At 69.6% G+C, this 26,986-nt stretch carries 25 protein-coding genes; 22 read left to right on the top strand and 3 right to left on the bottom strand.

Going from position 1 to position 26,986, the window contains the following annotated elements:
• The first annotated feature begins 20 nt into the window (after positions 1 to 20).
• Complete coding sequence (locus SSP29_RS03910; protein ID WP_167449841.1) at positions 21 to 1,052, top strand: methyltransferase; 1,032 nt, start codon at positions 21 to 23, stop codon at positions 1,050 to 1,052.
• Between the two features lie 44 nt (positions 1,053 to 1,096).
• A complete protein-coding gene (locus SSP29_RS03905; RefSeq protein ID WP_089099022.1) occupies positions 1,097 to 2,704 on the top strand; it encodes an FAD-dependent oxidoreductase in 1,608 nt (535 codons plus the stop codon).
• A 72-nt stretch (positions 2,705 to 2,776) separates the two neighbouring features.
• Here SSP29_RS03905 and SSP29_RS03900 read toward each other — a convergent pair whose 3' ends face one another.
• Positions 2,777 to 4,381: an FAD-dependent monooxygenase gene (locus SSP29_RS03900; protein WP_167449840.1), complete on the bottom strand. Its 1,605-nt coding sequence runs from the start codon at positions 4,379 to 4,381 to the stop codon at positions 2,777 to 2,779.
• A gap of 181 nt (positions 4,382 to 4,562) precedes the next feature.
• On the opposite strand from SSP29_RS03900, the gene SSP29_RS03895 reads away from it, so the two are divergent.
• The 18 genes from SSP29_RS03895 (at position 4,563) to SSP29_RS03810 (ending at position 21,578) form a co-directional block, all read left to right on the top strand.
• Positions 4,563 to 5,048, top strand: a complete 486-nt coding sequence (locus SSP29_RS03895; protein ID WP_150133503.1) for an anthrone oxygenase family protein — start codon at positions 4,563 to 4,565, stop codon at positions 5,046 to 5,048.
• Positions 5,045 to 5,569 (top strand): hypothetical protein, encoded by a 525-nt coding sequence (locus tag SSP29_RS03890; RefSeq protein WP_089099019.1) that lies wholly within the window; start codon positions 5,045 to 5,047, stop codon positions 5,567 to 5,569. Before SSP29_RS03895 ends, SSP29_RS03890 begins: the two co-directional genes overlap by 4 nt.
• Positions 5,566 to 7,437 (top strand): asparagine synthase (glutamine-hydrolyzing), encoded by a 1,872-nt coding sequence (gene asnB, locus SSP29_RS03885; RefSeq protein WP_089099018.1) that lies wholly within the window; start codon positions 5,566 to 5,568, stop codon positions 7,435 to 7,437. The genes SSP29_RS03890 and asnB overlap by 4 nt, the downstream gene beginning before the upstream one ends.
• Positions 7,438 to 7,644: 207 nt before the next feature.
• Complete coding sequence (locus tag SSP29_RS03880) at positions 7,645 to 9,654, top strand: AfsR/SARP family transcriptional regulator (protein WP_089099017.1); 2,010 nt, start codon at positions 7,645 to 7,647, stop codon at positions 9,652 to 9,654.
• Positions 9,655 to 9,818: 164 nt separating this feature from the next.
• Positions 9,819 to 10,190, top strand: coding sequence for a TcmI family type II polyketide cyclase (locus SSP29_RS03875; protein ID WP_089099016.1), 372 nt, complete (start codon positions 9,819 to 9,821; stop codon positions 10,188 to 10,190).
• Entirely contained in the window at positions 10,187 to 10,618 is a 432-nt protein-coding gene (locus SSP29_RS03870; RefSeq protein ID WP_089099015.1) for a cupin domain-containing protein, read from the top strand. The genes SSP29_RS03875 and SSP29_RS03870 overlap by 4 nt, the downstream gene beginning before the upstream one ends.
• The gene (locus tag SSP29_RS03865; protein ID WP_089099014.1) at positions 10,615 to 11,889 is read left to right on the top strand and encodes a beta-ketoacyl-[acyl-carrier-protein] synthase family protein; all 1,275 of its coding nucleotides are present in this window, start codon (positions 10,615 to 10,617) and stop codon (positions 11,887 to 11,889) included. Before SSP29_RS03870 ends, SSP29_RS03865 begins: the two co-directional genes overlap by 4 nt.
• A complete protein-coding gene (locus SSP29_RS03860) occupies positions 11,886 to 13,148 on the top strand; it encodes a ketosynthase chain-length factor (protein WP_089099013.1) in 1,263 nt (420 codons plus the stop codon). Before SSP29_RS03865 ends, SSP29_RS03860 begins: the two co-directional genes overlap by 4 nt.
• 44 nt (positions 13,149 to 13,192) lie before the next feature.
• Entirely contained in the window at positions 13,193 to 13,456 is a 264-nt protein-coding gene (locus tag SSP29_RS03855; RefSeq protein ID WP_089099012.1) for an acyl carrier protein, read from the top strand.
• Positions 13,456 to 14,652 (top strand): SDR family oxidoreductase, encoded by a 1,197-nt coding sequence (locus SSP29_RS61505; protein ID WP_089099011.1) that lies wholly within the window; start codon positions 13,456 to 13,458, stop codon positions 14,650 to 14,652. Before SSP29_RS03855 ends, SSP29_RS61505 begins: the two co-directional genes overlap by 1 nt.
• Positions 14,653 to 14,684: 32 nt before the next feature.
• Positions 14,685 to 15,434: an SDR family NAD(P)-dependent oxidoreductase gene (locus SSP29_RS03845; protein WP_089099010.1), complete on the top strand. Its 750-nt coding sequence runs from the start codon at positions 14,685 to 14,687 to the stop codon at positions 15,432 to 15,434.
• A 1-nt stretch (position 15,435) separates the two neighbouring features.
• Complete coding sequence (locus SSP29_RS03840) at positions 15,436 to 15,762, top strand: antibiotic biosynthesis monooxygenase family protein (protein ID WP_089099009.1); 327 nt, start codon at positions 15,436 to 15,438, stop codon at positions 15,760 to 15,762.
• Positions 15,759 to 16,100: an antibiotic biosynthesis monooxygenase family protein gene (locus SSP29_RS54925; protein ID WP_089099008.1), complete on the top strand. Its 342-nt coding sequence runs from the start codon at positions 15,759 to 15,761 to the stop codon at positions 16,098 to 16,100. The genes SSP29_RS03840 and SSP29_RS54925 overlap by 4 nt, the downstream gene beginning before the upstream one ends.
• 1 nt (position 16,101) lies before the next feature.
• Entirely contained in the window at positions 16,102 to 17,355 is a 1,254-nt protein-coding gene (locus SSP29_RS03830) for a cytochrome P450 family protein (RefSeq protein ID WP_089099007.1), read from the top strand.
• A gap of 499 nt (positions 17,356 to 17,854) precedes the next feature.
• Positions 17,855 to 18,748, top strand: coding sequence for a DUF1963 domain-containing protein (locus SSP29_RS03825; RefSeq protein ID WP_245883006.1), 894 nt, complete (start codon positions 17,855 to 17,857; stop codon positions 18,746 to 18,748).
• Between the two features lie 335 nt (positions 18,749 to 19,083).
• Entirely contained in the window at positions 19,084 to 19,551 is a 468-nt protein-coding gene (locus tag SSP29_RS03820) for a cupin domain-containing protein (RefSeq protein ID WP_089099006.1), read from the top strand.
• 83 nt (positions 19,552 to 19,634) lie between these two features.
• Positions 19,635 to 20,603 (top strand): alpha/beta hydrolase fold domain-containing protein, encoded by a 969-nt coding sequence (locus SSP29_RS03815; protein ID WP_089099005.1) that lies wholly within the window; start codon positions 19,635 to 19,637, stop codon positions 20,601 to 20,603.
• Positions 20,604 to 20,645: 42 nt separating this feature from the next.
• Entirely contained in the window at positions 20,646 to 21,578 is a 933-nt protein-coding gene (locus SSP29_RS03810) for a helix-turn-helix transcriptional regulator (protein ID WP_089099004.1), read from the top strand.
• Positions 21,579 to 21,724: 146 nt separating this feature from the next.
• Here the strand turns inward: SSP29_RS03810 and SSP29_RS03805 are convergent, their stop codons facing one another.
• A complete protein-coding gene (locus SSP29_RS03805) occupies positions 21,725 to 23,200 on the bottom strand; it encodes a glycosyltransferase family 39 protein (RefSeq protein ID WP_150133497.1) in 1,476 nt (491 codons plus the stop codon).
• A 235-nt stretch (positions 23,201 to 23,435) separates the two neighbouring features.
• Positions 23,436 to 24,437: a LacI family DNA-binding transcriptional regulator gene (locus SSP29_RS03800; RefSeq protein WP_089099003.1), complete on the bottom strand. Its 1,002-nt coding sequence runs from the start codon at positions 24,435 to 24,437 to the stop codon at positions 23,436 to 23,438.
• 249 nt (positions 24,438 to 24,686) lie between these two features.
• On the opposite strand from SSP29_RS03800, the gene SSP29_RS03795 reads away from it, so the two are divergent.
• Positions 24,687 to 26,021: an ABC transporter substrate-binding protein gene (locus tag SSP29_RS03795; protein ID WP_089099002.1), complete on the top strand. Its 1,335-nt coding sequence runs from the start codon at positions 24,687 to 24,689 to the stop codon at positions 26,019 to 26,021.
• A gap of 7 nt (positions 26,022 to 26,028) precedes the next feature.
• Complete coding sequence (locus SSP29_RS03790; protein WP_089099001.1) at positions 26,029 to 26,976, top strand: carbohydrate ABC transporter permease; 948 nt, start codon at positions 26,029 to 26,031, stop codon at positions 26,974 to 26,976.
• The last annotated feature ends 10 nt before the right edge of the window (positions 26,977 to 26,986 follow it).

Genomic DNA, 26,986 nt, shown 5'->3' with positions numbered 1-26,986 from the left:
CAGGCTGCCAGGAGGCACATGTGACCACGACCGAGAATCCGACGACAGAGGAAGCGATCGATCCCGGCCCGTTGATCAAGCTCACCATCGCGGACTGTGCCGCCAAAGCCCTGCACAGCGCCCTCGCGCTCGGGGTGTTCGAGGCGTTGGCCGAGGGGCCTGCCGACCTGGCCGGAACGGCCCAGCGCGCCGGTCTGCACCCTCGCATGGCTGCCGACTTCCTCGACGTCCTGGTCGGCCTCGGTCTGCTGGAGCGTGCCGGTGACCGGTACGGCAACTCTGCTCTGGCGCAGGCCTACCTCGTGCCCGGCTCGGCCTCGTACCTCGGTGGGTTCGTCGAGCTCACCAACGAGACCCTGTACGGGACATGGGGCCGCCTCACGGAAGGGCTGCGCACCGGCGAACCCCAGCATCTCGACCCGGACAAGGGCGGGTTCGTGGGGGACAGGCATCAGGACCCCGCCAAGATGAAGCGTTTCCTGGCCGGCCTCGACGCCTACAGCGATCGGATGGGCACGGAGCTGGCCCGTCGCGTCGACTGGCAGGGTTACCGGTCGTTCCTGGACCTGGGAGGCGCACGCGGAAATCTCGCCGCCGTTCTGGTCCGGGCGCATCCCCACCTTGAGGCGATGTGCTTCGACCTGGAGCGCACCAGGCCCCTGTTCACCGAGCACATCCGCGGGCTGGGCCTCGAAGGCCGGATCGGGTACACGGGGGGCGACTTCTTCACCGACCCTCTGCCCGAGGCCGATGTGGTCGTTCTCGGGCACATCCTGCACGGATTCGACACCGCTCGACGGCGCGCCCTGCTGCGCCGGGTGTTCGACGCCGTCCGGCCGGGCGGCGCGGTGCTTGTGTACGACCGGATGATCGACGACGACCGCAGCGACCCGGAACGGCTGCTCAGCAGCCTGCACATGAGGCTGGTCAGCCCCGAAGGATCCGAGTACCGGGCGGCGGACTGCCGGAACTGGCTCCGCGAGGCGGGCTTCGCCGAGGGGCGCACCGAGGCGATGCTCGGCACGCACACCCTCGTGACGGCCTACCGGTGACCACGCCCTCAACCAGCCCCGCAGACTCCCCCAGGAGACAGGACATGAAGCAGGAGAACGCGCCCGTCGTCATCATCGGAGGCGGGCTCACCGGACTGTCGGCCGCCGTCTTCCTCGCCCGGTGCGGGGTGCGGGCGACGCTGCTCGAACGGCATCCGCACACGTCCACCCACCCCAAGGCCCGGGCCATCAACCCGCGCACCATGGAGCTCTTCCGGTCGGTCGGCATGGAGGAACGAATCCGGGCGGGCCGTTCGCCGATCACAGGCAACACCGACCTGATCCACGTCGTGACGTTGGCCGGTGAAGAACGTGTGCGCATGCCCAACGCCTCGATCGAGGACATCGGGCGCATCAGTCCCGCGACGTGGACGCTCATCGACCAGAACCAGCTGGAACCGATCCTGCGCGAGCGTGCCGTGGAAGTCGGTGCCGACCTGCGCTTCCACACCCGGGTCGATGCCCTGGAGGAGGACGCCGACGGTGTCGTGGTCCACACCACCGACATGGCGACGGGCGACACCGGACGCATACACGCGGCGTACGTGATCGCCGCGGACGGCAGCCGCAGCCCGATGCGTGAGCACCTCGGCATCGGTGCGCACGGCCGGGGCACCATCACCAATCTCGTCAGCTTCTTCTTCGAGGCCGATCTGGAGTCCGCCCTCAAGGGCAGGAAGATCATCGCCGCCTACGTCAACAACCCCGAGGTGCGCGGCACGATCATTCCGATCGACAACGACCGGCGCTGGGTCATCAACGTCTCCTTCTTTCCCGAAAAGGGGCAGAGCGCGGCGGACTTCACCGAGGAACGCTGCGTCGACCTGGTCCGGGCCGCCGTAGGCACCTCCGACCTGCCCTTGAAGATCGAGTCCGTGAACATGCCCCCCTGGGACATCTCCGCCCGCGTCGCGGACCGCTTCGCCACCGGACGGATCTTCATCGCCGGCGACGCGGCCCACGTCATGCCCCCCACCGGGGCCTTCGGGGCGAGCACGGGTATTCAGGACGCCTACAACCTTGCCTGGAAGATCGGCCTCGTACTGTCCGGTGCCGCCAGTCCCGGGCTGCTGGAGAGTTACGACGCCGAACGGCGGCCGGTCGCGGAGGCGACCGTCGAGCAGGCGTTGCTGCGCTTCGCCGTGCGGGAGGGCAAGCAGTTCCGGGAAGTCGCCGACCGGCTGCTGGACGAGACGACCATGACCTTCGGCTACTGCTACCCCGTCGGTGCTTTCGCGGCCGAGGCCGGCGCCCCCGACACGGTGATCGAGAACCCCGACCAGCCGAGCGGCCGTCCGGGGAGCCGTGCGCCGCACGTCGCCCTGGACAGTGCGGACGGTCCGGTGTCCACGATCGACCTCTTCGGTAACGGGTTCACCTTGTTCGCCGGGGCCGCCGCACGGCAGTGGACCGGCTCGGCCGTGGCCGCCGCACAGCGGCTCGGCGTCGAGTTGACGGCGCACACCGTGGGCAGCGGCGCCGAATTCACCGACCCGACAGGCCAGTTCAGCAAGCGTTACGGCCTTGAGGACGGCGGAGCCACGCTCGTACGGCCCGACGGGTTCGTCTGCTGGCGGGCGACGACGGACCGGAACGGCGGCTGGGCAGACGCGGTCACCGACGCTCTGCGCGACATACTCGACCGCCGCTGATCAAACTGCCCCGTACGCCTCGGCGCGCCTCCGTGGAGGCGCGCCGAGAGCATGTCCGGGAGGTGCGGGGGTTCACCCGGCGCGGCACAGGATCCGGTCGAGGACCGAAGAGAGCTCCGCGCCCGCGGAGAGCGGCCCTTCCGAGGTACGCCAGGCGATGAAGCCGTCGGGCCGTATGAGGACCGCCCCCTCCTCGCCCACGCCGTACGCCTTGGCGAAGCGCTCCGAGACCTCGGACGGCTCAGCGATACCGATCCGGTGGAAGGCGACGGCGAGTCCGGTGGCGGTGCGCACTTCCGCGAGTGCTGGGCCCCATGCGCTGCCGCCGGGGCCGGCCATCAGCAGGAACCCTCCGTCGAGCAGGTCGTGCAGGGGAGTGCCCTCTCCTCCCTCGGCCTTGCCCAGCGGCAGATGAGGGGCCCTCGTCCCCGGCCGGCCGGAGGGGAGCGCGGGGTCCTCCACGGGGGAAGCGTCGTCCATGCAGGTTTCCCCCACGACCGCCCCGGAGCGGTAGACATGGCCGAACAACACGGTGGTCTCCGGCTGATGCCGGGCCGCCGCCTCCTCGTCCAGCCCGCTGCGTTGCAGATACCGGATGACACCCTGGTCCACGGTGAACTCCGCGACCGGCGCCCGCTCCTGCTCGTAGCTGTCCAGCAGCCCGGGACCGGCCTGACCGCGCAACACCAGCGAGAGCTTCCACGCCAGGTTGTGCGCGTCCTGCACACCCATGTTGCCGCCGAACCCGCCGGTGGGCGGCATCACATGTGCGCAGTCGCCGGCCAGCAGCACTCGGCCCGAACGGAACCGGTCGGCCACCCACGCCCCGATCTCCCAACTGGTGGACGACTCCACGGTCACCGCGAGGCCCGGCACCCCCGTGGCCGCACGCACCAGATCCACGCATGCCTGTGTGTCGTACTCCTGATGGCTGTCCTCGGGCGGCAGGCTGGGCGCCAGCACCCAGCGGTCGGATCGCTCCCCGCCCAGCTTCCCCAGCACACCCTTGACCTGGGCATTGCTCACGAAGCACAGGAAGAAGGTACGCCCGGCGACGTGCGCGTCGAGATCCGCGTGGAAGACGATGTTCATCTGGCGCCCGAAGACGCCCGGACCGTGCACACCGATGCCCAGCCGCTCCCGGATCGGAGAACGAAAACCGTCCGTGGCGACGAGATAGCGGGCGCGTACCGAACGCTCCGTACCGTCGGAGACATTTCGGAGGATCGCATCGACACCTGAATCGTCCTGGGAGAACGAGACCAGCTCGGTGGCGAACCTGAGGTCCGCCCCGAGCGCTTCGGCGCGGGCCCGGAGGACGGGTTCGAACTTGTCCTGACCGATCAGGGTCCAGCCGGTGGCGGCCACCTCGCTGGGGTCGTGGCGGAACGGGCCCCTGAACCGCCCGAGTTCGCGGCCGGCGAGGGATTCGGCCTGAAGAATGTCCCCGTACTGGGCGTGCGGGTTCTCGTTGGCGCGCACCTCGTCCTCAAGTCCTAGCGCCCTCATCAGTTCCATGGTGCGCGGGCTCACGGCCTGGGCGCGTGGATGGGCCGAGAGATGCTGGTGACGTTCCACCAGCACCGGCCGCACGCCCTGCTGGGCGAGGAACAGGGCCGTGGACAGCCCCACCATGCTGCCGCCCACGATGAGCACCTCGACTGTCTCGTCCGCCATTGAAGACTCCTTCGGATGAGTCGGGACCACACCGACCGAGGTAACGCGGCACGCATCGAGCCCGGCTGGGGCGAGGCGCCAGCCGATGGAGGTGCCGGGTGGCGGGACACCAGGGGGAATCGAGTGGACTCCCAGATTCGACTGCGAATGTTCGATCCGCCGACGCGGATGAGCTGCCGCGATGGCGGACGGGACGGACCGACGAGAGGGACTGACCGTGGTGGAGGCGCTGAGTGTGCTGGTGCTGCTGGGCACCGGGCTGGTGGCGGGGGTGCTGTTCGCAGTAGCGGTGAGCGTGATGCCCGCGCTGATCGCCATGCCGCCCGACCGATATGTGATCACGCACAAACTGCTCGGCCGGCACTACGACCGGATCATGCCGTTCATCGTCACCGGGTCCGTCGTGATCGACACGGTCCTCGCCTTCCGGGGATCCGGCACCGGTCAGGTGCTGTTCGCCGCGGCAGCCCTGTGCATGGCCGGCGTGGCTGTGATCTCCCAGACCAGGAACGTTCCGATCAACAAACGGGTGAAGGGCACGCGACCCGAGGACCTTGGACCGGACTGGGAGGATCCGCGGATCCAGTGGCGTGACTGGCACCTGGTACGCACCTGCTGTGCTGTCGCCGGGTGCGCACTGACCGCTGCGGCGGTGGTGCTGTCGTGAGCTCGGTCGTCGAACGGGCGCTGCCCGACGAGAAGGACAGGGCCGAGACGGACGCTCGGATGCGTGAGCTGCTGTCGAGGCCCGCACCCGGGCCGGTTGCCGAACGCATCGCACTGCTGCACTTCGTCGGCAGGCGCACGGGCCGTCCGTACATCGTGCCGGCGGGCGTGCACGCCCTCGGGAACCGGCTGGTCGTGGCGACGGGAAGTGCCTGGCGGCACAACTTCGCGGGCGGCGCCGACGGTGAGCTGACCTGGCGGGGCGAGCGCCGGAAGGTCGGTTTCGCTCTGCTGAGCGACACCGCGCTGACCGCCCGTGGCTATCTGGAGCTCTATGAGAGGTACGGCGACCAGGCGGAGCGGCGCCTGGGGATCGTGGTGCGCGGCGTGACGCCGCCGGGCCTCGACGACTTCCGGGAAGCCGTCGAGCACCGCGGACTGTCGCTGGTGGAGGTCCGGCAGTCCGGCGACACGACCGTGCCCCCCAACACCCTTGTCGCGAACGAGAGGACACCACGATGAGCGGAATCGCAGGCTGGGCGGACTTCGAACGGGACCTGGTTCCCGAAGCGAGGACGGTACGGGCGATGGCAGGGACACTCGCCCATCGCGGGCCGGACGGCGAAGGAGAGTGGATCAAGGGTCATGTCGCTCTGGCCCATCGCCGGCTGAACCTGCTCGATGACGAGCACGCACAGCAGCCGGCCGTCGTGTCGTCCGGGAGCGGCCCCGCGGCCGTGCTGGTGATCGACGGTGCGCTGACGAACGGTCCCGAGCTGAGCCGCCACTTGGCGGCCAAGGGGCACCGGCTCACCGGCCACGGCGACGCCGAGCTCGCCCTGCACGCCTACCTGGAGTGGGGCTCCGGCTTCCCGAATCATCTGGAGGGGCTGTTCGCGCTCGCCGTGTGGGACGAGCGGCGACAGGAGTTGCTGCTCGTTCGTGACCGGCTCGGAGTCAAGCCGCTGTGCTACTTCCGTACCCCGTCCGGTCTGTTGTTCGCCTCTGAACCGAAGGCTCTGCTCGCCCACCCGGCAGTCGAACCGGTGGTGGACGCCGACGGGCTTCGTGAACTGTTCGCCCACAGCCGCAAACCCGGCACAGCCGTGTACCGGGGAGTGCATGAGGTGCTGCCCGGTCATACCGTCGTCGCCCACCGCTCCGGCGTGGAACAGCGCCGATACTGGCAACTGGCCGCCCAACCGCACACCGACGACCTGGAGACGACGGTCGCCACAGTGCGCACGCTGCTGTCGGAGGCTGTCGCCTCCCACCTGCACGCCGACGTTCCGGTGGGCGCGATGCTCTCCGGGGGCATCGACTCAAGCGCGCTGAGTGCTCTGGCCGCCGCGTCGCTGCGGGACTCGAACTCCGGACCACTGCGGACCTTCTCCGTCAACTTCACCGGTTACGCGGAGAACTTCGAACCGCACCCGACGATGCGGGCAACGCCCGACGCCCCCTTCGCCGAGCTGGCCGCCCGGCACATCGGTACCGAGCACACCGAGATCCTCCTTGACACCGGAGCCCTCGTCGAACCCGAGGTGCACCTGGCCGCACTCCGCAGCCAGGACGCTCCGTCACCCCTGGGCGACATGGACGTCTCCCTGCTTCGCTTCTTCGAGGCCGTGCGACGCGCAGGGGTGACGGCGGTGCTGTCGGGAGAGACGGCGGACGAGGTCTTCAACGGGTACTTCTGGGCCTACGACCCGCAGCACAGCAACTCCCGGACGTTCCCGTGGATCTCCTTCGAACGTGGTCACGACGCTGCGGCCGGCGGGCTCGGCTGTTCCCTGGTGGACCGGACGCTGCGCAAGGAACTGGACTTCATGGAGTATGCGGACCAGCACTATCGGGACGCACTCACGGAGGTGCCGCACGTGGCCGGCGAGAGTCCCGAGGAGCGAAGGGCCCGTGAGATCACTTATCTCGCGCTCACCCGCTGGGCGCCGACGCACCTCGACCGGGCAGACCGGATGAGCATGGCGCACGGCGTACAACTGCGCCCACCGTTCTGCGACCGGGCCCTCGTCGAGTACGTGTACAACGTGCCGGCGGCGATGAAGCGGGTGAACGGGCAGGAGAAGAGCCTGCTGCGTGCCGCAGTCGCCGACCTGCTGCCCAAGCCCGTGCTGGATCGGCGCAAGAGCGCCTATCCCACCACGCAGGAAGCGGCCTACGGTGAGTCCGTCCGCAGCCGTTTCGTAGAGCTGACACGAGACCGTGGTTCCCGTGTCGCCGCGCTGCTGGACACCAGGGCCACCGATGCCGTGCTGACGTCGGAAGCCGCACCGAGCGGCGCTTTCGCGTGGGTGGAGCGCGCGAGTATGGAGATGATGCTGCAGCTCGATGCCTGGCTGGCTGACTACAATATCGAGCTGCGTCTGTAATTCTTATATTCTCGACAGTCGGTCTAAGAGGCTGACCGTCTGGTCCATTCCAATGGAACCGATCGGCGTGACATGTGTCACGTTTGTGTTGGTGAGCGGAGTGCTGGACGGAGTCACCGGCCCGCATGTTTCTCCGATACGGAAAGAACCTGGCCATCCGTCCCTTGCCCTGGTGACACTGACGGGTAAGTGTGAGTAGGTTCGCGGATGGCCAAGGCCCCATCACGACAGGATGGTTCAACTAGGCTGCGGGGGAGTGTGTTGATAGAGATCGATTTACTGGGCGCGTTCCGAATACGACGAGACGAGTTGGAGGTCACGCCGTCTGCCCCGAAACTCCGTCAGGTGCTTGCCCTCCTGGTGCTCAATGTCAATACCCTGGTGACGGCCGACCAGATATGCGAGGAGTTGTGGGGAGAATATCCCCCGGTCAGTGCACTGACCACTCTGCAGACCTACATCTACCAACTCCGCCGTAAGCTCCGGTTGTCCACAGGACAGTCCGGTGCGGCTTTCGGTTCCCGGCCCTCGCGGGAATTGCCGGCCCTCCTGACCAGAGTGGGCGGCTACGAACTGCGTTTGCGGAACAAGGCAGCCGTGGACGCATACCGCTTCGAGCGGCTTGCGGAACAGGGCATGACCGAATATCGCGCAGGTGCGGGCGAAACGGCCGTCCGAACGCTGCGGGAGGCGTTGGCGGTCTGGCGAGGAGAGGCGCTCGTGGACGTATCGGGCGGCCACCGGCTCTCGGCCTGGTCGACGCAGTTGGAGGAACGGCGCAAGAGCACGTTGGAGAAGCGATTCGCCATCGCGCTGGAGCTGGGCCATCACCAAGCGGTGGTCGAAGAGTTGTCCGCCGTCGTGCGCACGTACCCCACCGATGAGATCTTCGCGGGGCAGCTCATGCGAGTCCTGCAGCACTGCGGTCGCCGTCCGGAAGCGCTCGACGTCTTCCGCGTGCTGCGGTCCCGGCTCGTCAACGAGTTGGGGCTGGAGCCCTCTGCGCCGCTTCAGAAGCTGCACCAGGAGGTGCTGGCGGACCGGGGGCATCTGGTCAAGCAGGACCGACTGAAGTCCGTCCCCGCCGCGTCGGCCCGGCTGGCCGCCCCCAGGCCCGCGCAGCTTCCCGCTGACGTGAGCGATTTCGTGGGCAGGGAAGCGGAGCTGGACCAGGTGGAGGCATACCTGTGCGGCGACGCCTCCCCCGAGACGGGGTTGCGCCTCCTTGAGGTTCACGGCCCGCCCGGAGTGGGCAAGACCGCCTTTGCCACCAGAGCCGCGCACCGGCTGCGCAGGTATTTTCCCGACGGGCAGCTCTTCATCGACCTCACCCACGTGGACAACGGTGCCTCTCAACTCGCCGATGCGCTGGCCGCGAGTCTGAGCGCGTGCGGCATGGCCCGGGAGAAGCTGCCCACGGGGCTCGACGAGCTGGGTCAGCTGTTCCGCAGCGTGACCGCCGACCGTCGAGTCCTGCTGGTGATCGACGACGTGCTCGTAGCGTCGCAGTTGCGTGCCCTCCTGCCGGGCGGTTCCAGTTGCTCGGTCATCACCACCAACCGCTATCGCACGCAGGGCCTCGCCACCGGCCGGAAGATCGCGCTCTCCGCGCTCTCCCCCGGAGAGTCGCTCCAGCTGTTCGACGGGTTGGTCGGTGGCGGCAGCCAGGGCAACGAGGCCGCCGCCGTACGTGAACTGATGCGCATGTGCGACGGCCTGCCGCTGGCCGTGCGGGGCGTGGGCACCCGCCTCGCCGCGCGGCCGACCTGGTCCGCCACGCGGTTGATGGCCCGACTGCGCCGTGACCATGGTCTGCTGCTCGAACTTCAGGCAGGCACCCAGTCCTTGCTGAGCACCGTCGAGTCGAGCTACCGCTTGCTGCCGGAGCGGCACCGGCTGCTGCTGTACCTCATGGCCGAGAGCGGCCGTAGGCGGTGGCGCCTGGACGAGGTCGGCCGGCTGTTGCCCGGGGACGACATCGAGACGCTGGTCGAGTCCCTGGTCGACGTGCACCTGGTCAACGAGTCCCTCGGCCTGGAACGCCTGTCCGGGCGGCAGTCGGAGAACGAGCCGGTCTACACCCTGTCCAGCCTCAACCGGCAAGCCGTACTCAGGCTGTACCCGGAGCGGGGCAGGCCGGGCCCGGTGAGCCTCACGAAGGCACGCGGCGTCGTGCGTCCGCGTCGTTCCACCGTGCCGAGCCGGCCGTCCTCCTGATCGCTGGTGCCAGAACCGAACGGCCCTTCACACCTCCCGGTGTGAAGGGCCGTTCGGTTCTGCTCGCACCGCACCACCGCCGCCGGGTGGCACCAGCATCCTTCGAGACTCCTTCGAACCCCGCCGACCAGGGTGAACCAGGAACCAAGCAGCTGGAGGGCATCGTGCATCGAACGCTGATCGTGGCGAGGATGGACCTCACCGACGCACAACAGGTCGCGGAGATCTTCGCCGACTCGGACCGGACCGAACTGCCGCGCATGGTGGGGGTGTCCCGGCGAACCCTGTTCGCTTTCCACAACCTCTACTTCCACTTGGTGGAAGCCGACGAGGACATCGCACCCAACCTCTACAAGGCGCGCAGTCATCCCCTCTACGGCGAGATCAACACCCGTCTCGGCCAGTTCATCTCCCCGTACGACCCTGACTGGCAGGAGCCCAAGGACGCCATGGCTGTCCCCTTCTACTCGTGGACGCCGGACCAGGGGCCGCTGATCACCGAGCCGACCGGTGCGAACCGGGGAGGCGCCGCGTGACCGACTCACCTGCCACCACCAAGGTCGCCGTGGACTCCGTGCCGGCCAACACCAAGCGCGGCGGTGACATACGCGTGACCCTGAGCCCGAAGACGGTGGGGTGCGGCTCCGGCTTCGGGGGAGTGCTGAGGCTGGCGCCCGGAGAGTTCGTGACCGAGCATCTCCACCCGTACTCCGAGGAGTTCCTGCACATCGTCCAGGGGCACGTGGAAATGAGCCTGGACGGAGTGCCGGTGAGGCTGGAACCGGGTGACTCGTTGCTGGTACCGATCGGCGTCCGGCACCGGCTCGTGAACACCGGTACCGTCTCCGCCGAAGCGGTCTTCCACCTGTCTCCGCTCGCGCCTCGCCCCGAACTCGGCCACGTGGACATCGAGCAGCCGGTACACGTGGACGCCGGTGACCCGAGTGTCGGCGGCTCCCGATGAGCCGCCGCGCTGTCATCACCGGCGTGGGGGTGGTCGCGCCGGGCGGTGTCGGGCATGACGCCTACTGGGACCTGCTCACCGCCGGGCGCACCGCGACCCGAGCCATCAGCCTCTTCGACGCCTCCGGCTTCAGGTCCCGGGTTGCCGCGGAGTGTGACTTCGATCCGCTGGCGGCGGGACTGTCGCCGCAAGAGGTGCGGCGCATGGACCGTGCTGCGCAGTTCGCGGTCGTCGCGGCGCGTGAAGCGATCGAGGACAGCGGGTTGGAGCTGTCGTCGGCCGACCCCGGCCGGGTCGGGGTGAGCATCGGGAGCGCGGTGGGCTGCACCATGGGCCTTGAGGACGAGTACGCCGTGATCTCCGACGGCGGACGGGACTGGCTCGTCGACCACACCTACGGGGTTCCGCACCTCTACGGCTACATGGTCCCCAGCACGCTGGCCGTCGAGGTCGCGTGGCAGGCAGGGGCCGAAGGCCCGGTCGCCCTGATCTCCACAGGATGCACGTCGGGTCTTGACGCGATCGGTCACGGCGTCCAGCTGATCGAGGAGGGCGGCGCCGACATCGTCCTGGCAGGTGCCACCGATGCCCCGCTGTCCCCCATCACCTCCGCCTGCTTCGACGCGATCAAGGCGACCACCCCCGACAACGACGATCCCGCACACGCCTCGCGTCCCTTCGACGGGCGGCGCAACGGGTTCGTACTCGGCGAGGGGTCGGCTGTGATGGTGCTGGAGGAGGCCGAGGCGGCGCGGCGCCGCGGCGCATCCGTCTACGCGGAGATCCTCGGATTCGCCGGTCGTAGCAATGCCTTCCACATGACGGGGCTCAAGCCGGACGGCAGGGAGATGGCCGAGGCCATCCGGGTCGCTCTGGACCGGGCGCGGCTCGATCCGGACGACATCGACTACATCAACGCCCATGGCTCTGGTACCAAGCAGAACGACCGCCACGAGACGGCAGCGTTCAAACGCAGCCTCGGAGAGCGCGCGTACCGCGTTCCGGTCAGCTCGATCAAGTCGATGATCGGGCACTCGCTCGGTGCGATCGGCTCGCTGGAGGTCGCCGCCTGTGCCCTGGCACTGCGGCACCAGGTCGTGCCGCCGACCGCCAACCTTTCAGTGTCCGACCCGGAGTGCGACCTGGACTACGTGCCCAGGGACGCGCGTGAGCACCGGATGGAGCGGGTGCTGACCGTCGGCAGCGGATTCGGCGGATTCCAGACCGCGATGGCCCTGGGCAGGCCCCGTACCCAGCGGGAGGTGGCATGAGCGCATCAGGTCTGCGATCCGGTCACCATCCACCACCGGTGGTCACCGGGCTCGGCGTGGTCGCGCCGACCGGGATCGGCGTGCGCCGGCACTGGGAGTCGGTACTGGCCGGCAAGAGCGGCCTGGGCCGTATCACCCGCTTCGACCCTTCGCGGTATCCGGTTCAAGTGGCGGGTGAGATCCCCGGGTTCGACGCCGGACGCCTGGTGCCCGGACGTCTCGTCCCGCAGACCGACCGGTTCACCCATGTCGCCCTGATCGCCGCGGAGGCCGCGCTCGACGACGCGCGCGCCGAACCCCGGTCGCTTCCCGAGTACGAGATGGCCGTGGTCACCGCCAGTTCCTCCGGCGGCACGGAGTTCGGTCAGCACGAGATGGAGCGGCTCTACCAGAAGGGATCCTCCTGGGTCAGCGCCTACCAGTCGATCGCCTGGTTCTACGCGGCGACCACCGGGCAGGTCTCCATCCGGCACGGCATGCGTGGCCCCTGCGGCGTGCTGTGCTGCGAGCAGGCGGGCGGCCTGGAGGCGCTCGCCCAGTCCCGTCGGTTGCTGAACAGCGGCTCCAGACTGGTTCTCAGCGGCGGCACCGACGCCTCCTTGTGCCCGTACGGTCTGGTGGCTCAGATGGCCACAGGAAATCTGTCGACCGAGGACGACCCGGCGCGGGCTTACAAACCCTTCGACGTGGCCGCCTCGGGCCAGGTACCGGGCGAGGGCGGTGCGTTCCTGGTGGTCGAGAGCGCCGCCTCCGCCCGGGAGCGGGGCGTCGGCCACTACGGGACGCTGCTCGGGCACGCGGCCGGGTTCGACCCGCCCCCCGGATCCGGGCGGCCGCCGGTGCTCGCCTCGGTGATCCGGCAGGCACTCGCCAATGCCGAGGTGGGACCGGAGGAAGTCGACGTCGTCTTCGCCGACGCCTCCGGTGTTCCGGCACACGACCTCGCCGAAGCCCGCGCCATCACCGAGGTGTTCGGGCCGGGCGGAGTCCCGGTCACCGCACCCAAGACCCTCACCGGACGCCTCTACGCGGGTGGTGCGGCTCTGGACACCGTCACCGCGCTGCTCGCTCTGACCAGCGGCGTCGTGCCGCACACCGCCGGGCTCGAACGTCAGGCCCCCGGCTGCGACCTCGCCCTGGTCCGCGACCGGCCGCGCCGGACCGACCCGCGTGTCGCGGTGGTGCTCGCGCGGGGCCACGGCGGCTTCACCTCCGCGCTGGTGGCGGGCCGCGGCGACCGTACGGACATAGGGCAGTGAACCGGCCGACATCCCACAACAGCGATCCACGAAAGGGGCCGAAGATGGCCAAGTTCACGGTGGACGACTTCACACGGATCCTGCGTACCGGCGCCGGAGTCGACCAGCAGACCAACCTGGACGACGAGCGCGCCGCCGACACCTCGCTCGTCGACCTCGGCTACGACTCGCTGGCGGTCCTCGAACTCACCAGCCGGATCGAGCGTGAATACGACATCGCCATACCGGACGGCGATCTGGCGCACACCCTGACGCCGCGCGAGGCCGCCACCTACGTCGCCTCCCGGATCGCGGAGGTGCAGGTCTGATGGCCGGGCACGTCGACAACGAGATCGTCATCAACGCGCCCATGGAGTTGGTGTGGTCGATGACCAACGACGTGGCCTCGTGGCCGCAGCTGTTCAACGAATACGCGTCCGCCGAGATCATCGAGCGCCGTGGGGAGACCGTCACCTTCCGGCTTGCGCTGCACCCCGACGAAACCGGCACGGTGTGGAGCTGGGTCTCCGAGCGTACGGCGGATCAGACGACCCGTACCGTGCAGGCTCACCGTGTGGAGACCGGCCCCTTCGCGTACATGAACATCCGCTGGGAGTACGAGCAGCGGCCTGAAGGCGTCCGGATGCGCTGGATCCAGGACTTCGCGATGAAACCCGGTGCACTGCTCGACGACGCGGGCATGACCGAGCGCCTCAATCGCAACACGCGTGTTCAGATGCGGATCATCAGGAACAAGGTGGAGACCGCCGCACGGGCGGACCGGCAGCTGGCCGGTCGTCGCATCCTGGTCACCGGCGGCACGCGGGGCATCGGGCGGGGGATCGTACTGGCCGCCGCGCGGGCCGGCGCGCAAGTGGTCACCTGTTACCGAAAGCCCGGCGAGGCCGTCACCACGCTGGAGCACGAGCTGGCGCGAGTCTCTGGCAAACACACGGTACTGCGGGCCGACGTCTGCGACGAGAACGACGTCGACCGGCTTCTCGCCGAGTGCCAAGCGAGTCTCGGCGGACTCGACGCGGTGGTCAACAACGCGGGCGCCTTCGTCCCGAAGCCCTACGAGGAGCTGGACACCGCCGATTGGTCGGACACCCTGCGCGGCAATCTGACAGCCGCACACCTGGTCAGCAAGGGCGCCATCCCGCTGCTGGGGCAGGGATCCTCCATCGTGAACATCGGTTCCACCGTGGCGTCCATCGGTATGACCGGCGGCGTCCACTACACGGCAGTCAAGTCCGCGCTGGTGGGCATGACCCGTTCACTCGCCCGTGAACTCGGCCCGCGGGGCATCCGCGTCAACACGGTCTCACCGGGCCGGATCGCCACGGAGGCACTGGACGCCCTGCCGCAGGACGTCGCCGACCAGCAGCGGCGGATCTTCTCCTCGTTCGCGGCGCTGGGCCGGCTGGGCACAGTCGAAGAGGTCGCCCACGCCGTGCTCTTCCTCATCAGCGAGCACGCGACGTACGTCACCGGTCAGAACATCCACGTCGACGGCTGCGTGTGAGCAACGCCCATTCTCCAGAAGGGAACACCCCAGTGGAACTCGCCCTGCACGGCAAGAAGGTCCTCATCACCGGCGGAACCCGCGGTATCGGCCGTGGGATCGTCCTCGCTGCCGCACAGGCCGGCGCAGATGTGCTCACCTGCCACCGGCAGGACGGCGCAGCCGTCGACAGCCTGGTCCAGGCGCTGAAGGAGACCGAAGGCGATCACCACGTGATACGGGCCGACGTCGGCGATCTCGACCAGGTCGACCGGCTCGTCAACGAGGCCAAGGACCGCTTCGGACGGCTCGACGGCGTCGTCAACAACGCCGGGGTGATCAGTCACGTTCCGTTCGCGGAACTCCCCGCGGCGGAGTGGTCGCGGATCCTCGACACCAACCTCACCGCCTCGTACCGCGTCATCCAGCAGGCCCTGCCGTTGCTCGGGGCGGGTTCCTCGGTGATCAACATCGGGTCACGAGGTGCGGCCGCCGGTATACCGCTACGGGCCCACTACACGGCGGCCAAAGCAGCATTGATCGGCCTCACCCGGTCACTCGCCAAGGAACTCGGACCACAGGGCATCCGCGTCAACGTCGTCGCTCCTGGTGTCATCGAGACGGAGGCGTTCGACGACATGCCCGCCGACCGCGCCGCGGGCCTGCGGGCCACCTATGCGCAGAAGACCGCCCTGGCGCGGCTCGGCACCGTGGACGAACTCGCGGGGCCTGTTCTGTTCCTGCTCAGCGATCTGTCGACGTACGTCACCGGTGAGACCGTCAACGTCGACGGAGGGATCTGAGATGGATGACGTCGTTTTCCGGGTGATGCTCCGGATGGAGATCAGGGCCGGTATGGAAACCGACTTCGAACGGGTGTGGCGCGAAGTGGGGGACTCGGTCACGGGCCATCCCGCGAACCTCGGACAATGGCTGTCCCGCAGTGCCGAGGAAGACGGCATCTACTACATCGTCAGCGACTGGGTGGACGAGCCGCAGTTCCGGGAGTTCGAGACCAGCGACCGGCATCTGGCGCACCGCACAAAGCTGCACCCCTATCGACGCGGCGGCTCCATGACGACCATGCATGTGGTCGCGGCACTGGCCGGTGCCGCCGGCGACCGGTCGTGACGTCGGGTGCGGTGGAGGTGGTGCTCTACCACCTCAGCGAGGACTCGGACCAGGTACTCACCGCGTACCACGAGTCGAGCCGCCGGATGGCAGGCACGCCTGGACTCCTGGGCAACCAGCTGCTGACCCGGGCGGACGATCCTCGGGCGTTCGTGGTGATCAGCCACTGGACGGACTGGAACGCCTTCGCGGCGTGGGAGGGCGCGGCCGCGCACAAGGAGCAGACAGCACCGCTGCGCCCGTTCCGTGACACCGCCCGGGAGCGCCCGTTCGAAATCTATCGAGAACTTGCCCACTACGGCCCTGGCCGGTTCGGACCAGTCGGAAAAGGAGCATGAGATGACGGAAGCCAATACGTCGTCGCCCCCGCTCGAACTGTTCACGCCCACGTTCTTCCAGCAGCCGCACGACGTGCTCGCGGAGCTGCGACAGGCCGGGCCCGCACTGCCGGTGACCACTCCGAACGGGCTGCGCACCTGGCTGGTCACACGCTATGAGGATGCCCGGACGCTTCTCGCCGATCCGCGGTTGAGCAAGGACATGCGCATCGGCCGGGACCTCATCCCGCGCAACTTCGCGGACCCGGCGAAACGGGAGGAGTTCCTGAAGGAGGCCGGCGACCAGAGCCAGTTCCCCCATGTGCTGAGCGTGCACATGCTCGACAGCGATCCCCCCGACCACACACGGCTGCGGCGACTGGTGGGCAGGGCGTTCACGGCCCGCCGGGTGGCCTCGCTACGGCCGAGGATCGCCGAACTCACCGACGAACTGCTGGAAGGAATCGCTCGGCACCAGCGGACCGACCTCATGGAAGCACTGGCGTTCCCCGTTCCGTTCACGGTGATCTGCTGGCTGCTCGGTGTCCCTCCGGACGACCGGACCGAGTTCCGCCGGTGGTCGAATCTGCTGGTGTCCGGTGCGGGCACGGACGAGGTGAGGCAGGCCAGTGCCGACATGATCGGCTATCTGCGGGCTCTGATCGACGCCAAGCGCGCTACGGCGGACGACGACTTGCTCTCCGACCTCGTCCACGCCACGGACGAGGGGGATCAGTTGACACCGGACGAACTGATCTCCATGGCCTTCCTGCTCCTGGTCGCCGGGCACGAGACCACGGTGAACCTCATCGGCAACGGTGCACTCGCCCTGCTTCGCCATCCGCGGGTACGTGAGCAGCTCGCCGCGGACGAAGCGTCATGGCCTGCGGCGATCGAGGAGTTCCTGCGTTACGACGGTCCGGTGACCAACGCAACGTGGCGCTTCACGACCGAGCCTGTCGAGGTGGGCGATGTCGTCATACCCGCAGGGGAGTTCGTGACGATCTCCCTGGGCGCCGCAGCCCGTGATCCGCGACGCTACGAGGACCCGGACCGGTTGGACATCGGCCGCGACAACTCCGGAGGGCTTGCTTTCGGCCACGGCGTGCACCACTGCCTGGGAGCTCCTCTCGCCCGGTTGGAAGGGCACATCGTGCTCAGCCGGCTCTTCACACGGTTCCCGGGACTGCGGCTCGCGGAGGCCCCGGACGCGCTGCGCTGGCGCAGCAGCCTGATGATGCGTGGACTGGAGAAACTGCCCGTGTCCACGGCCTGAGCCTTCCGCCGGACACCTCGGCTGTCGGCGACGCCTGAACCGTGGTCCTGGATCACTCCCAGCGCCAGGGCCACGGTGACACACGGAAACCGCGGTCATGAACGTCCGTGGGTGACGTACTCCTCCAGGCGGCCACCCTCCTCACCGACCAGGTGCTGTCCGCCCACCTGTCTGGGTGGGCACCTTGCCGGCGATCTTCGCGAACCGGAGAGGAGGGCGGCGGCACGAGGCCTCCTTCGCCTCGACCGCCGTGGCCCACGGTGTTCCCAGCCACGAGGTCTCGCGCCTGCGGCCCTGACTGCGTGATCGCTTTCCCCGGATGCCAAGCCTCTGGTGCAGCCCCACGCACACCGGAACCTGAGCGGGGCGGGGAGGCGGATCCAAGCGGGCCCGCGTCGACGATGCCGGTGGCGGTCGGCGAGGAGCTTGCCGCCGGGCCGCCGGGTCCGCCCGTCTCCGCGCAGCCCCGCTGTCGGATCCCGGGCCTATGTTCTCACCCATGACTCCTGAACTGATGGGCCGGCTCACGCCGTTCCGTGAGGAAGCGCTGAGGCGCGGGATACCGCTCCAGGACGTCGAGCGGTGGATCGCCGCCGCCCGTCCGTCCGGAACGCTCGTCACGCGTGGGGAGGGGCCGGTGGCCGGCCGGTTCGGCGGCTCCCTGATGCTGCCCGCTGATGCCCCCGATCCCTGGTACCCGCTGCTCGCCACCCTCGACTGCGCGGCCCTGCCCGAGGCGGTGACGGGCCTTCCGCTGCCGGCCGACGGTCACCTGCTGTTCTTCGGCTTCCCCGAGATGACGTACTACGGCGACAGCGCCGGTGAGGTCGTGTACATCCCTGCCGGGACGCCCGTCGAGGAGCGGCGGACGAAGTACCCCTGCGTCCACGGCGAGGAGGGGGACGGGTTGGACGACGAGACGCTCCGCATCCACGAGCAGTTCCCCCAGGACGACCTGCGCCTCTCGGCCGACGTCTCCCTGCCGTACCACTTCCTGGTCCCGTCCCCGGAGCCCGGCCAGGAGGACGCTCCGCTCCCCGGCCATCCCCGCGCCTGGGAACTGGCCGAGGCGTGGACGGACACGTGCGACGGCATCGTCGTCGACGGCCCCCTGCACATCGGCGGGTACGCCTCCCACGAGTGCACGGAAACGGACCCGGTCGCGGACGCCGCGCAGGACGCGGAGCGGGCGCGACGGCACCGGACCGCGGGGGCGCACGAACCCGTGGACGCCGCGGAACTGCCCGCCCCCGACCAGTGGACGCTGCTCGCCCAGTGGGACATCGGACTCACCGGGCGGGAGGGCGCCACCTTGCACTGGGTGATCCCGCGACAGGACCTGGCCGAGCGCCGCTTCGAGCGCGCGCATGTCTCGTTCTTCTGGAATCCCTGAGCCGACTCGTACCCTGCGCGCCGGGAACCCTCCTTCCGAAGCCATGGCGCCGGCCGGACGTCTCGGACGGCGGCAACCGGCGAGAGCCGGCGCGAGGGGAGGGCGCGGCTCGCGGGACGTCCCGGAGGCGGGGCAACGGCTGGGCCGGATCGACGACTGGTGCGAACAGGCGGGCGGCGCACGGGAACACCGGCGGGTGCCGGGGAGTGGTACTGCTGTTCCCACCCTCGCGACTGGCGGCCGGTCGATCGCCCGGCGGATGATCGAACAAGCGAACTACGGCCGGGTCCGCAGCGTTCGGCACAGGGCACGGCACCATCAGACCGGAGACCGTCATGACCATGGCCTACCTCGCCCAGCCCGACCAGCAGCAGCGCCTCGAATGGCTCGACGGCGGGGAGTTCGCCGTACTCCTGGACAGCGCGGCCACCGCCGGACAGCTGACCGTCGGACGGTTCTCCGTCAGCAAGGGCGAAGCGCCGCCGTACCACACGCACACCCGTGAGGACGAGGTCTTCATGCTGGTCAAGGGCAGTGCGCTGCTGTGGTGCGACGACCAGGAGATGGAGCTGTCGGAGGGCGGCATCGTCTTCCTGCCCCGGAACGTCCCGCACGGCTACCGGATCACTTCCGACACCGCCGACCTGCTGATGATCTGTACCCCCGGCGGTATCGAAGGCATGTTCCGGCACGCCGGACGTGACCTGGCCACCCCGCGTCCCGAAGGCTTCGCGATCTCACGGGACCTGATGGCCGAAGCCGCCGACAGGTACGGCCAGATCATCGTCGGGCCGCCGCGCTGACCGCCCGCGACTGCGCGCCGGTCACCGCTCTGCCGTACGCACGGCACCCACCGGAACCCACCGGAACCACGAAAGGCACCGCCATGTCCCGGTCACAGCGCCAGACCCTCGACGACCTGCTGCGGCACGGCCCGCTCGACCTCGGCGGCGACGTCGCCGAACAGCGCGCCGTCTTCCACGACATGATGACGTCCCTGCCCTTGCCCGCCGATGTCCTGACCACGGCGGGTGAGCTGGGCGGCGTACCCGTCGTCACCGTGGGGACGCCGGCGGACGACCCGGCGACCGTGCTGCTGTACCTGCACGGCGGCGCGTACGCCATCGGCTCGGCGGCCGACGCCGCGGGCCTGGCCGGGGACGTCGCCCGGCGCGCCGGCGCCCGCGCCGTGTGCGTGGACTACCGGCTGGCCCCCGAGAACCCGTTCCCCGCGGCCGTCGACGACGCGCTGGCCGTCTACCGCGCGCTGCTCGACGGCGGCGTGCCCAGCTCCGCCGTCGCCTTCGTCGGCGAGTCGGCGGGCGGCGGTCTCGCCGTCGCGACCCTGGTCGCCGCCAGGGACGCGGGCCTGCCGCAGCCCTCGTCGGCCGCGGTCTTCTCCCCGTGGGCCGATCTGAGCGTGTCCGGCGACAGCGCCGTCGGCAAGGCCGCCGTCGATCCCGCGCTGACCGCCGAAGGCCTGCGCAGGCGTGCCCGCGACTACCTGCGCGACACGGATCCCGCCACGCCGCATGCCAGCCCCGTCTTCGCCGACCTGACCGGCCTGGCGCCCCTGCTCATCCAGGTCGGCTCGCACGAGATCCTGCTGGACGACGCCGTACGGCTGGCCGCGCGCGCCGCCGAGTGCGACGTCCACGTCGAACTGCAGGTCTGGCCCCGGGTACCGCACGTCTTCCAGGCGTTCGCCGCGATGCTGGACGAAGCCGACGCCGCGCTGCGGGCCGCCGCCGCCTTCACCCGCGCGCACTGGGCCGCCACCGATGCCGACGACGTGTCCGGCGAGGTGTCCGGCGAGGTGCTGCCGGGGGGTAAAGAGTCTGTTGTGCGGCAGTAGAACCACCGTGCAGGTCACGGCAGTTGGACGACGATGACCTGCATGGAACCGACGAACCACTTCGGCATCGCGCTGCGGGGCTGGCGTGAACGCGTGTCGCCGCAGGACGGCGGACCGGAGACGGGCGCGGTCCGGCGCATCCCCGGACTGCGCCGCGAGGAACTCGCCCGGCTGGCCGGGCTGTCGGTCGACTACGTGGTCCGGCTGGAACAGGGCCGCGCCCGGCACCCCTCTGGCCAGGTGGTCGCCGCCCTGGCCAGAGCGCTGCGCCTCGACCCGTCCGAGCGCGACCATCTGTTCCGCTGCGCCCGGCTCGCACCGCCCGCCACCGGGAACGTGTCCCGGCAGGTGCCCGCGCGGGTACAGCGGCTGGTGAGCCGGTTGGGGGACTTCCCCACCGCGGTCTTCGCCGCCGACTGGACCATCGTCGGCTGGAACGGGATGTGGTCCGCCACGATCGGCGATCCCCGGACGTACGGCTGGGACGAGCGCAGTCTCGTCGCCGGGATGTTCCGGCCGGGCGCGGGCCGGGCCCGGCAGCCGATCGCGGCATGGCCCGTGCTGTCCTGGGCGGGCGACGAGGCGGAGGAGGAGAACCTCGTCGCGGACCTGAGGGTGACGGCGGCCGCCCATCCTCACGACGGGCGGCTCGCCGCGTTCGTCGAGCACCTGCGGCGGAACAACTCCCGTTTCGCGCGACTGTGGTCCAACGGCACCGCCCGTACCCAGGGCGGTGACCGCAAGACCGTCCAACACCCGCTGGTGGGTGACATCGCACTCGACCTCGACGTCCTGACGGCCGCCGGCACCGACCTCAGGGTCGTCACCTACACGGCCGAGGCCGACTCCGCCGACGAGCAGAAACTGAACACCCTGCGTGCCACCTGCCGGCCGCGCCCTGCCTCGTCGGACACCTCCGCCGCTGAGCCTGACTCCGGCGAGGATCTCGGAGGCGCCGAAGCCGTCCGCTGGTGACCCGCCAGGTCTTCGGCCGGGGGTCCGCGTGCCGAACCGTGCTGATTCTGCGCGGGCCCGGATCACTCGGAGGTGCGCGGCGGCACTCGGTGGCGCGGCCGCCGCTCGCGCAGGTCCGCGGCAGCCGCCCGGCACGCCCCGCGCGGTCAGTCGTAGTGGAGGAAACGGGGCCACAGGGCGTGCCACGGCCGGACCGGGTCGTGGCAGAGGTAGACGGCGCGGTGCTGTTCCTCGGTGTCGATGCGGTAGCCGCTGTCCAGCCGGCCCTCGACGCGGCAGTCGGCGAACTGGGCGGACAGCCAGGCCCGGTCGTCGTAGCCGACGACGACGGCCGTACGGGCGGAGTCGGGGGGAGTGCCCAGGGTGCGCAGGGCGTTCTGCCCGCTGTAGAGGACCTGCCGGGGAATGCCGTGGGCGGCGCCGTAGCGGTCGAGGGCGCCGTACTCGCCGTAGTTGCCGGTGACGATGATCGCGCCCGGGCGGTAGACGGCGGCGATCTGGGAGACGTAGCGCGGCCAGCCGATCTCGTCGCCGAGGCCCTGGTCGGCCTCGGCGAGGTGCAGGCTCTGCTGGCTGCGGAGGGAGACCACCGGCAGGGCGAACGCCGCCGAGACCACCAGGTTGAGTCCGAGGAGCAGGGCGAACAGCGCCCGGCTGTGCCGCCGTTCGGCCAGCGCCCGCGCCACCGGCACGGAACCCACCGCGTGCAGGGTCAGCACCGTGCCCATGGCGTAGTAGGGCTGTGCGGCGACGGCGCAGAGCAGCACCAGCAGCAGGAGGTATCCGACGCCGAAGGCGCGCAGGGGCCCCAGCACCGGATCGCGGAACACCCGGAGCAGGCCCGCCACGGCGATGTACGACAGGGGCAGCCCTACCGTCAGGAAGAAGAACGGGATGTTCAGCACGCCGCCCAGGGCGCCCTTGTCCGAGCGGAGGGCACCGGCCATGGTGAGCGCCGGGAAGTGGTGGGTGGCCTGGTAGACGAGGTTCGGTGCGCCGATCAGCGCGGCCAGCCCCATGCCCGCCCACGGCCACCGCGACAGCAGCACCCGGCGCGGTCCGACCGCCAGCAGGCCGGCGCCCAGCGTGGCCAGAAGCAGCAGGACCAGCAGCTTGTTGTACAGCCCCACGCCGACCACCGCGCCGACGGCGAGCCACCACCGCGGCCGGTCGCGCAGCAGAGCCCGGAAGGCGAACAGCGCGACGGCGAGCCACACGACCATGTCCAGCGACGTGGTCACGAACAGATGCCCGAAGGTCAGCACGAGCGTCCCCGAGGAGGCCGCGGCCGCCAGCGTCTGCGCGCCGGGGCCGCCGCCGACCTCACGGGCGATCAGCGCACACAGGTACGCCACCGCTCCCGCCGCCAGGACCGCCGGGACCCGGAGGCCGCGCACGGTGTCCCCGAACAGGGCGATCGACGCGCGGGTGAGCAGCGGGGTGCCGGGCGGCTGGTCGACGTATCCCCACGCGGGATGCCGGCCCAGCACCCGGAAGTACAGCTCGTCCCGGTGATAGCCGTACCGCGAGGCGAACATCAGCAGCAACGCCGTCACCGCGAGCGCCACCACCGAGACCGGGAGCCAGGCGAATCCACGACGCTGCGGGCCGGTGTCCGTCACGGCGAGAACGTAGCGGCGCCCGCGATGCGTACGGAAGCGGCATGCCGCAAGTGGTATGCGACTCCGTCAGTTGTGACACCGGTCCGAGGAGCCGGCGCATGATCGTCGAGGAGGAACAGGCGCGTCTGGGCATGACGGCCCCGGACCGCGTCGAGAGAGCCGACGCCTGACACCTGGAGAAGACAGAACGCGGTGCTCCGGCCTCATCGCCGTCGAGCCCTGAGCCCGGTCCCCCCTACGCCGACTCGCGCACCCGCAGTTCCGCCCCCACCGTCAGCTGGTCGGAGTGGAGCGGGCCGGTGCCGGTCAGCAGCCGGGCCGCCTGTTCGACGGCGAGCGCGCCGAGACTGCGGGTGTCCAGGGCCACCGTGGTCAGCTGCGGCTCGACCAGCGTGCCGAGCCGCAGGCCGTCGAAGCCGATCAGGGCCAGGTCCCGGGGGACCTGCCGGCCCAGCCGGCGCGCGGCGCGCAACGCCCCTATGGCGATGATGTCGTTGAACGTGAACACGGCGGTCAGGTCCGGGTGCCGGGCGAGGAGTTCCTGGAGCGCCCGCTCGCCGCCCTCGACGCTCTGGTCCGCGCGGGCCACCGAACCGGAGTCCAGCCCGCACGCGGACATCGCGGCGTCGAACCACTCGTGCCGGACGCTCGGCTCGGAGCGTTCCGCGTGGTCGAGCATGCCGATGTGCCGGTGCCCGGCCGCGGTCAGGTGCCGTATCGCCGCGTGCACGCCCGCCTCGCCGTCGATCAGGATCGAGCTGAAGCGTTCCGAGCGGTGCTTGCGGTCGATGAGGACGACGGGGAGCCCCCGGGTGAGCCGTGCGATCTCGTCCTCCGGCAGGCTCAGGTAGCCCACCACCGCGTCCACCTGGGAGGCGATCACCTCCAGGGTGCCGCGCTCCTCCTCGACCCGGTCGCCGGTGTCGTACACGACCACATGCCAGCCGCGTCCCCGTGCCGCGTCCAGCGCGGCGGCGGCGACCTCGGTGAAGAACGGGTTGAGCAGGTCGGGGATGACCAGGCCGACGCTGAACGTGTCCTGCCTCACCAGCCCCCTGGCGAACCGGCTCGGCCGGTACCCCAGCGCGAGGGCCGCGTCCAGGACGCGCTGCTTCGTGGAGACGCCGATCTCGCCCTTGTCGTTGAGCGCCCGTGACACGGTCTGCCGGGAGACTCCGGCGGCCTCGGCCACATCGTCGATCGTCACCCTGCGGGGTCCGGTTCCCGACGACGCCATCGCGCACCTCCGTGAAATTGCCGACGCGCCCGCGTCGCAGGGACACCGAGTATGCCCGGGTCCGACGTCATGAGCCTTGACACTCCGGCGGACCGGAGCTCACACTCCCAATCAACTTCCCGTTACCGCTCCCGTGAGCGCTCACGTTACCGCTCACGGACCCTTATTCCAACCAGCAGGCAGCCGCCTCCAGGAGTCAACGTCGACCCGCCTGACCACCTTCGCCAGGCGTTCTCTGGAACGGAAGATATGAGCAGCACAGTCACGCGCACCCGCCTCGCCGTCGCAGCGGCCACGGCCGGCATCGTCGTACTCGCCGGGTGTTCCTCGTCCGGTTCGTCGGACAAGGCGTCCGCATCCTCCTGCGAGCCCGCGAAGGGCAAGGTCACCCTCCAGTACTGGAACACCGTTCCGGGCATGGACAAGGTCGTCGACCTCTGGAACAAGCAGCATCCGAACGTCCAGGTGGAGATCAAGAACATCTCCAACGACCAGTACGGCATCCTCGGCAACGCCCTCAAGGCGAACAAGGCCCCGGACCTCGCCCAGGTCGGCTACGACGAACTGCCCAACCTGCGCACCCAGAGCGCCTTCGTGGACGCCTCCGCCTGCAAGGCGGCCACCGCGGCCAAGTCGAAGTTCGTGCCGTGGACCTGGTCGCAGACCAGCTTCGGCGGCACCGGGGTGTTCGCGATCCCGCAGGACACCGGACCGATGGCGCTCTACGTCCGCAGCGATCTCTTCAAGAAGTACAACGTCGCCGTGCCCACCACCTGGGACGAGTACGCGACGGCCGCCGAGAAGCTGCACAAGGCGGACCCGAACCTCGACATCACGTTCTTCGACCCGAACAACGCCGAGTGGTTCAACGGGCTCCTCTGGCAGAACGACGCCAAGATGTACGGCTACTCCGGCGACAAGTGGCAGGTCAGCGTCGACTCGGCGCAGAGCAAGCAGGTCGCCGACTACTGGCAGAAGCTGATCTCCGAGAAGGTCGTGCGCACCGACCTCGCCCACGGCTCGACCCAGATGTACGCGGCGTACCAGAAGGACCAGATCGCCACCTACGTCGGCGCCGCCTGGGGCTACAGCATGTTCCGCGACAACCTGCCCAAGCAGGCCGGGAAGTGGACCATCGTCCCGATGCCGACATGGGGTGCGAACGGCTCCTCCGGTGACTGGGGCGGCTCGACCGTCGCGTTCATGAAGGGCAGCCGGCACCTCTACGAGTCGGTGGAGTTCAACACCTGGCTGAACTCCGACCCGGACGCCCTGGCGCTGGAGAACAAGCTGGGCGGCCTCTACCCGGCGGCCACCGCGGGCCTGGACCTGCCCGCGCTGCAGCAGGGCGTGCCGTACTACGACAACGAGAAGATCTTCGACGTCTTCGCCGACGCCTCCAAGAAGATCGACACCAGCTTCGCCTGGGGCCCCACGCAGAAGACCGTGAACCTGGCCCTCCAGGACGCGATGGCCAAGGCCGCGGCCGGCAGCGGCACCCTCACCGACGCGCTCGCGACCGCCCAGGCCGCCGCGCTGAAGTCGATGAAGGACCAGGCGATCCCGGCGACGGCGGGCAAGTGACCGTTCGATGACCGACCTCGCAACCCGCTCGGCCGGCGTGCGAACCACGCCCGGAGGCCGCCGTCGCCCGAACGGCGGCGGCCCCCGGGCGGCCACCGTCGCCGCCTTCGTGACCCCGTTCTTCCTGCCGTTCCTGCTCTTCTACCTGGTGCCGGTCGGCTACGCCCTCTGGCAGAGCTTCCGCGTCGTGCGCCGCTCCGGCGGCCAGTACGGGACGTCGTACACGACCTTCGGCGGCTTCGAGCAGTACGGGCAGGTGCTCCAGAACACCGAGTTCTGGTCCAGCATCGGCCGCATCGGCCTGTTCGGCATCGTGCAGGTGCCGGTCATGCTGTTCGTGGCCCTGATCATCGCGCTGCTGCTCGACACGCCCCTGCTGCGGGCCAAGGGGTTCTTCCGCATCGTCGCGTTCATGCCGTACGCGGTGCCCGGCGTCATCGCCGCCATCATGTGGTCGTACCTCTACTCGCCCCAGCTCAGCCCGGTCGTCGATCTGCTGAACGGCATCGGGCTGCACCCCGACTTCCTCGGCCCGGGTGCCGTCCTGTGGTCGGCCGCGAACGTCTCCACCTGGCTGTGGACCGGCTACAACATGCTGATCATGTTCTCGGCGCTCCAGTCGATCCCGCAGGAGCTCTACGAGGCCGCCAAGATCGACGGCGCCTCCAACTGGGCCATCGCCTGGCGGATCAAGGTCCCGATCATCGCCCCGTCGATCGTCCTGACCACCGTCTTCTCGATCATCGGCACGCTCCAGCTGTACGCCGAGCCGGCGGTGCTGCGGCAGATCTCCTCGAACATCTCCAGCACGTTCACCCCGAACATGCTCGCCTACACGGTGGCCTCCGGGAACAACTACCAGCAGGCCGCGGCCATCTCCGTCGTCATCGCCGTCATCACCTTCGTCTTGAGCTTCGGGTTCATGCGACTGACCTCGAAGAAGGCGGGACTGTGAGCAACCCGAC

Origin of the sequence: Streptomyces hyaluromycini, assembly GCF_002217755.1 — a bacterium.
GTDB lineage: Bacteria > Actinomycetota > Actinomycetes > Streptomycetales > Streptomycetaceae > Streptomyces > Streptomyces hyaluromycini.
The sequence above is the reverse complement of the archived record's forward strand: the minus strand, read 5'-3'. Positions and strand labels throughout refer to the sequence as shown.

What these genes read in the sequence shown, in the direction of transcription:
- SSP29_RS03905 (WP_089099022.1), top strand. Translation starts at nt 1,097, where the DNA reads ATGAAGCAGGAGAACGCGCCCGTCGTCATCATCGGAGGCGGGCTCACC.
- SSP29_RS03900 (WP_167449840.1), bottom strand. Translation starts at nt 4,381, where the DNA reads ATGGCGGACGAGACAGTCGAGGTGCTCATCGTGGGCGGCAGCATGGTG.
- SSP29_RS03895 (WP_150133503.1), top strand. Translation starts at nt 4,563, where the DNA reads ATGGCGGACGGGACGGACCGACGAGAGGGACTGACCGTGGTGGAGGCG.
- asnB (WP_089099018.1), top strand. Translation starts at nt 5,566, where the DNA reads ATGAGCGGAATCGCAGGCTGGGCGGACTTCGAACGGGACCTGGTTCCC.
- SSP29_RS03880 (WP_089099017.1), top strand. Translation starts at nt 7,645, where the DNA reads ATGGCCAAGGCCCCATCACGACAGGATGGTTCAACTAGGCTGCGGGGG.
- SSP29_RS03865 (WP_089099014.1), top strand. Translation starts at nt 10,615, where the DNA reads ATGAGCCGCCGCGCTGTCATCACCGGCGTGGGGGTGGTCGCGCCGGGC.
- SSP29_RS03860 (WP_089099013.1), top strand. Translation starts at nt 11,886, where the DNA reads ATGAGCGCATCAGGTCTGCGATCCGGTCACCATCCACCACCGGTGGTC.
- SSP29_RS03855 (WP_089099012.1), top strand. Translation starts at nt 13,193, where the DNA reads ATGGCCAAGTTCACGGTGGACGACTTCACACGGATCCTGCGTACCGGC.
- SSP29_RS61505 (WP_089099011.1), top strand. Translation starts at nt 13,456, where the DNA reads ATGGCCGGGCACGTCGACAACGAGATCGTCATCAACGCGCCCATGGAG.
- SSP29_RS03840 (WP_089099009.1), top strand. Translation starts at nt 15,436, where the DNA reads ATGGATGACGTCGTTTTCCGGGTGATGCTCCGGATGGAGATCAGGGCC.
- SSP29_RS03830 (WP_089099007.1), top strand. Translation starts at nt 16,102, where the DNA reads ATGACGGAAGCCAATACGTCGTCGCCCCCGCTCGAACTGTTCACGCCC.
- SSP29_RS03825 (WP_245883006.1), top strand. Translation starts at nt 17,855, where the DNA reads ATGACTCCTGAACTGATGGGCCGGCTCACGCCGTTCCGTGAGGAAGCG.
- SSP29_RS03820 (WP_089099006.1), top strand. Translation starts at nt 19,084, where the DNA reads ATGACCATGGCCTACCTCGCCCAGCCCGACCAGCAGCAGCGCCTCGAA.
- SSP29_RS03815 (WP_089099005.1), top strand. Translation starts at nt 19,635, where the DNA reads ATGTCCCGGTCACAGCGCCAGACCCTCGACGACCTGCTGCGGCACGGC.
- SSP29_RS03810 (WP_089099004.1), top strand. Translation starts at nt 20,646, where the DNA reads ATGGAACCGACGAACCACTTCGGCATCGCGCTGCGGGGCTGGCGTGAA.
- SSP29_RS03800 (WP_089099003.1), bottom strand. Translation starts at nt 24,437, where the DNA reads ATGGCGTCGTCGGGAACCGGACCCCGCAGGGTGACGATCGACGATGTG.
- SSP29_RS03795 (WP_089099002.1), top strand. Translation starts at nt 24,687, where the DNA reads ATGAGCAGCACAGTCACGCGCACCCGCCTCGCCGTCGCAGCGGCCACG.
- SSP29_RS03790 (WP_089099001.1), top strand. Translation starts at nt 26,029, where the DNA reads ATGACCGACCTCGCAACCCGCTCGGCCGGCGTGCGAACCACGCCCGGA.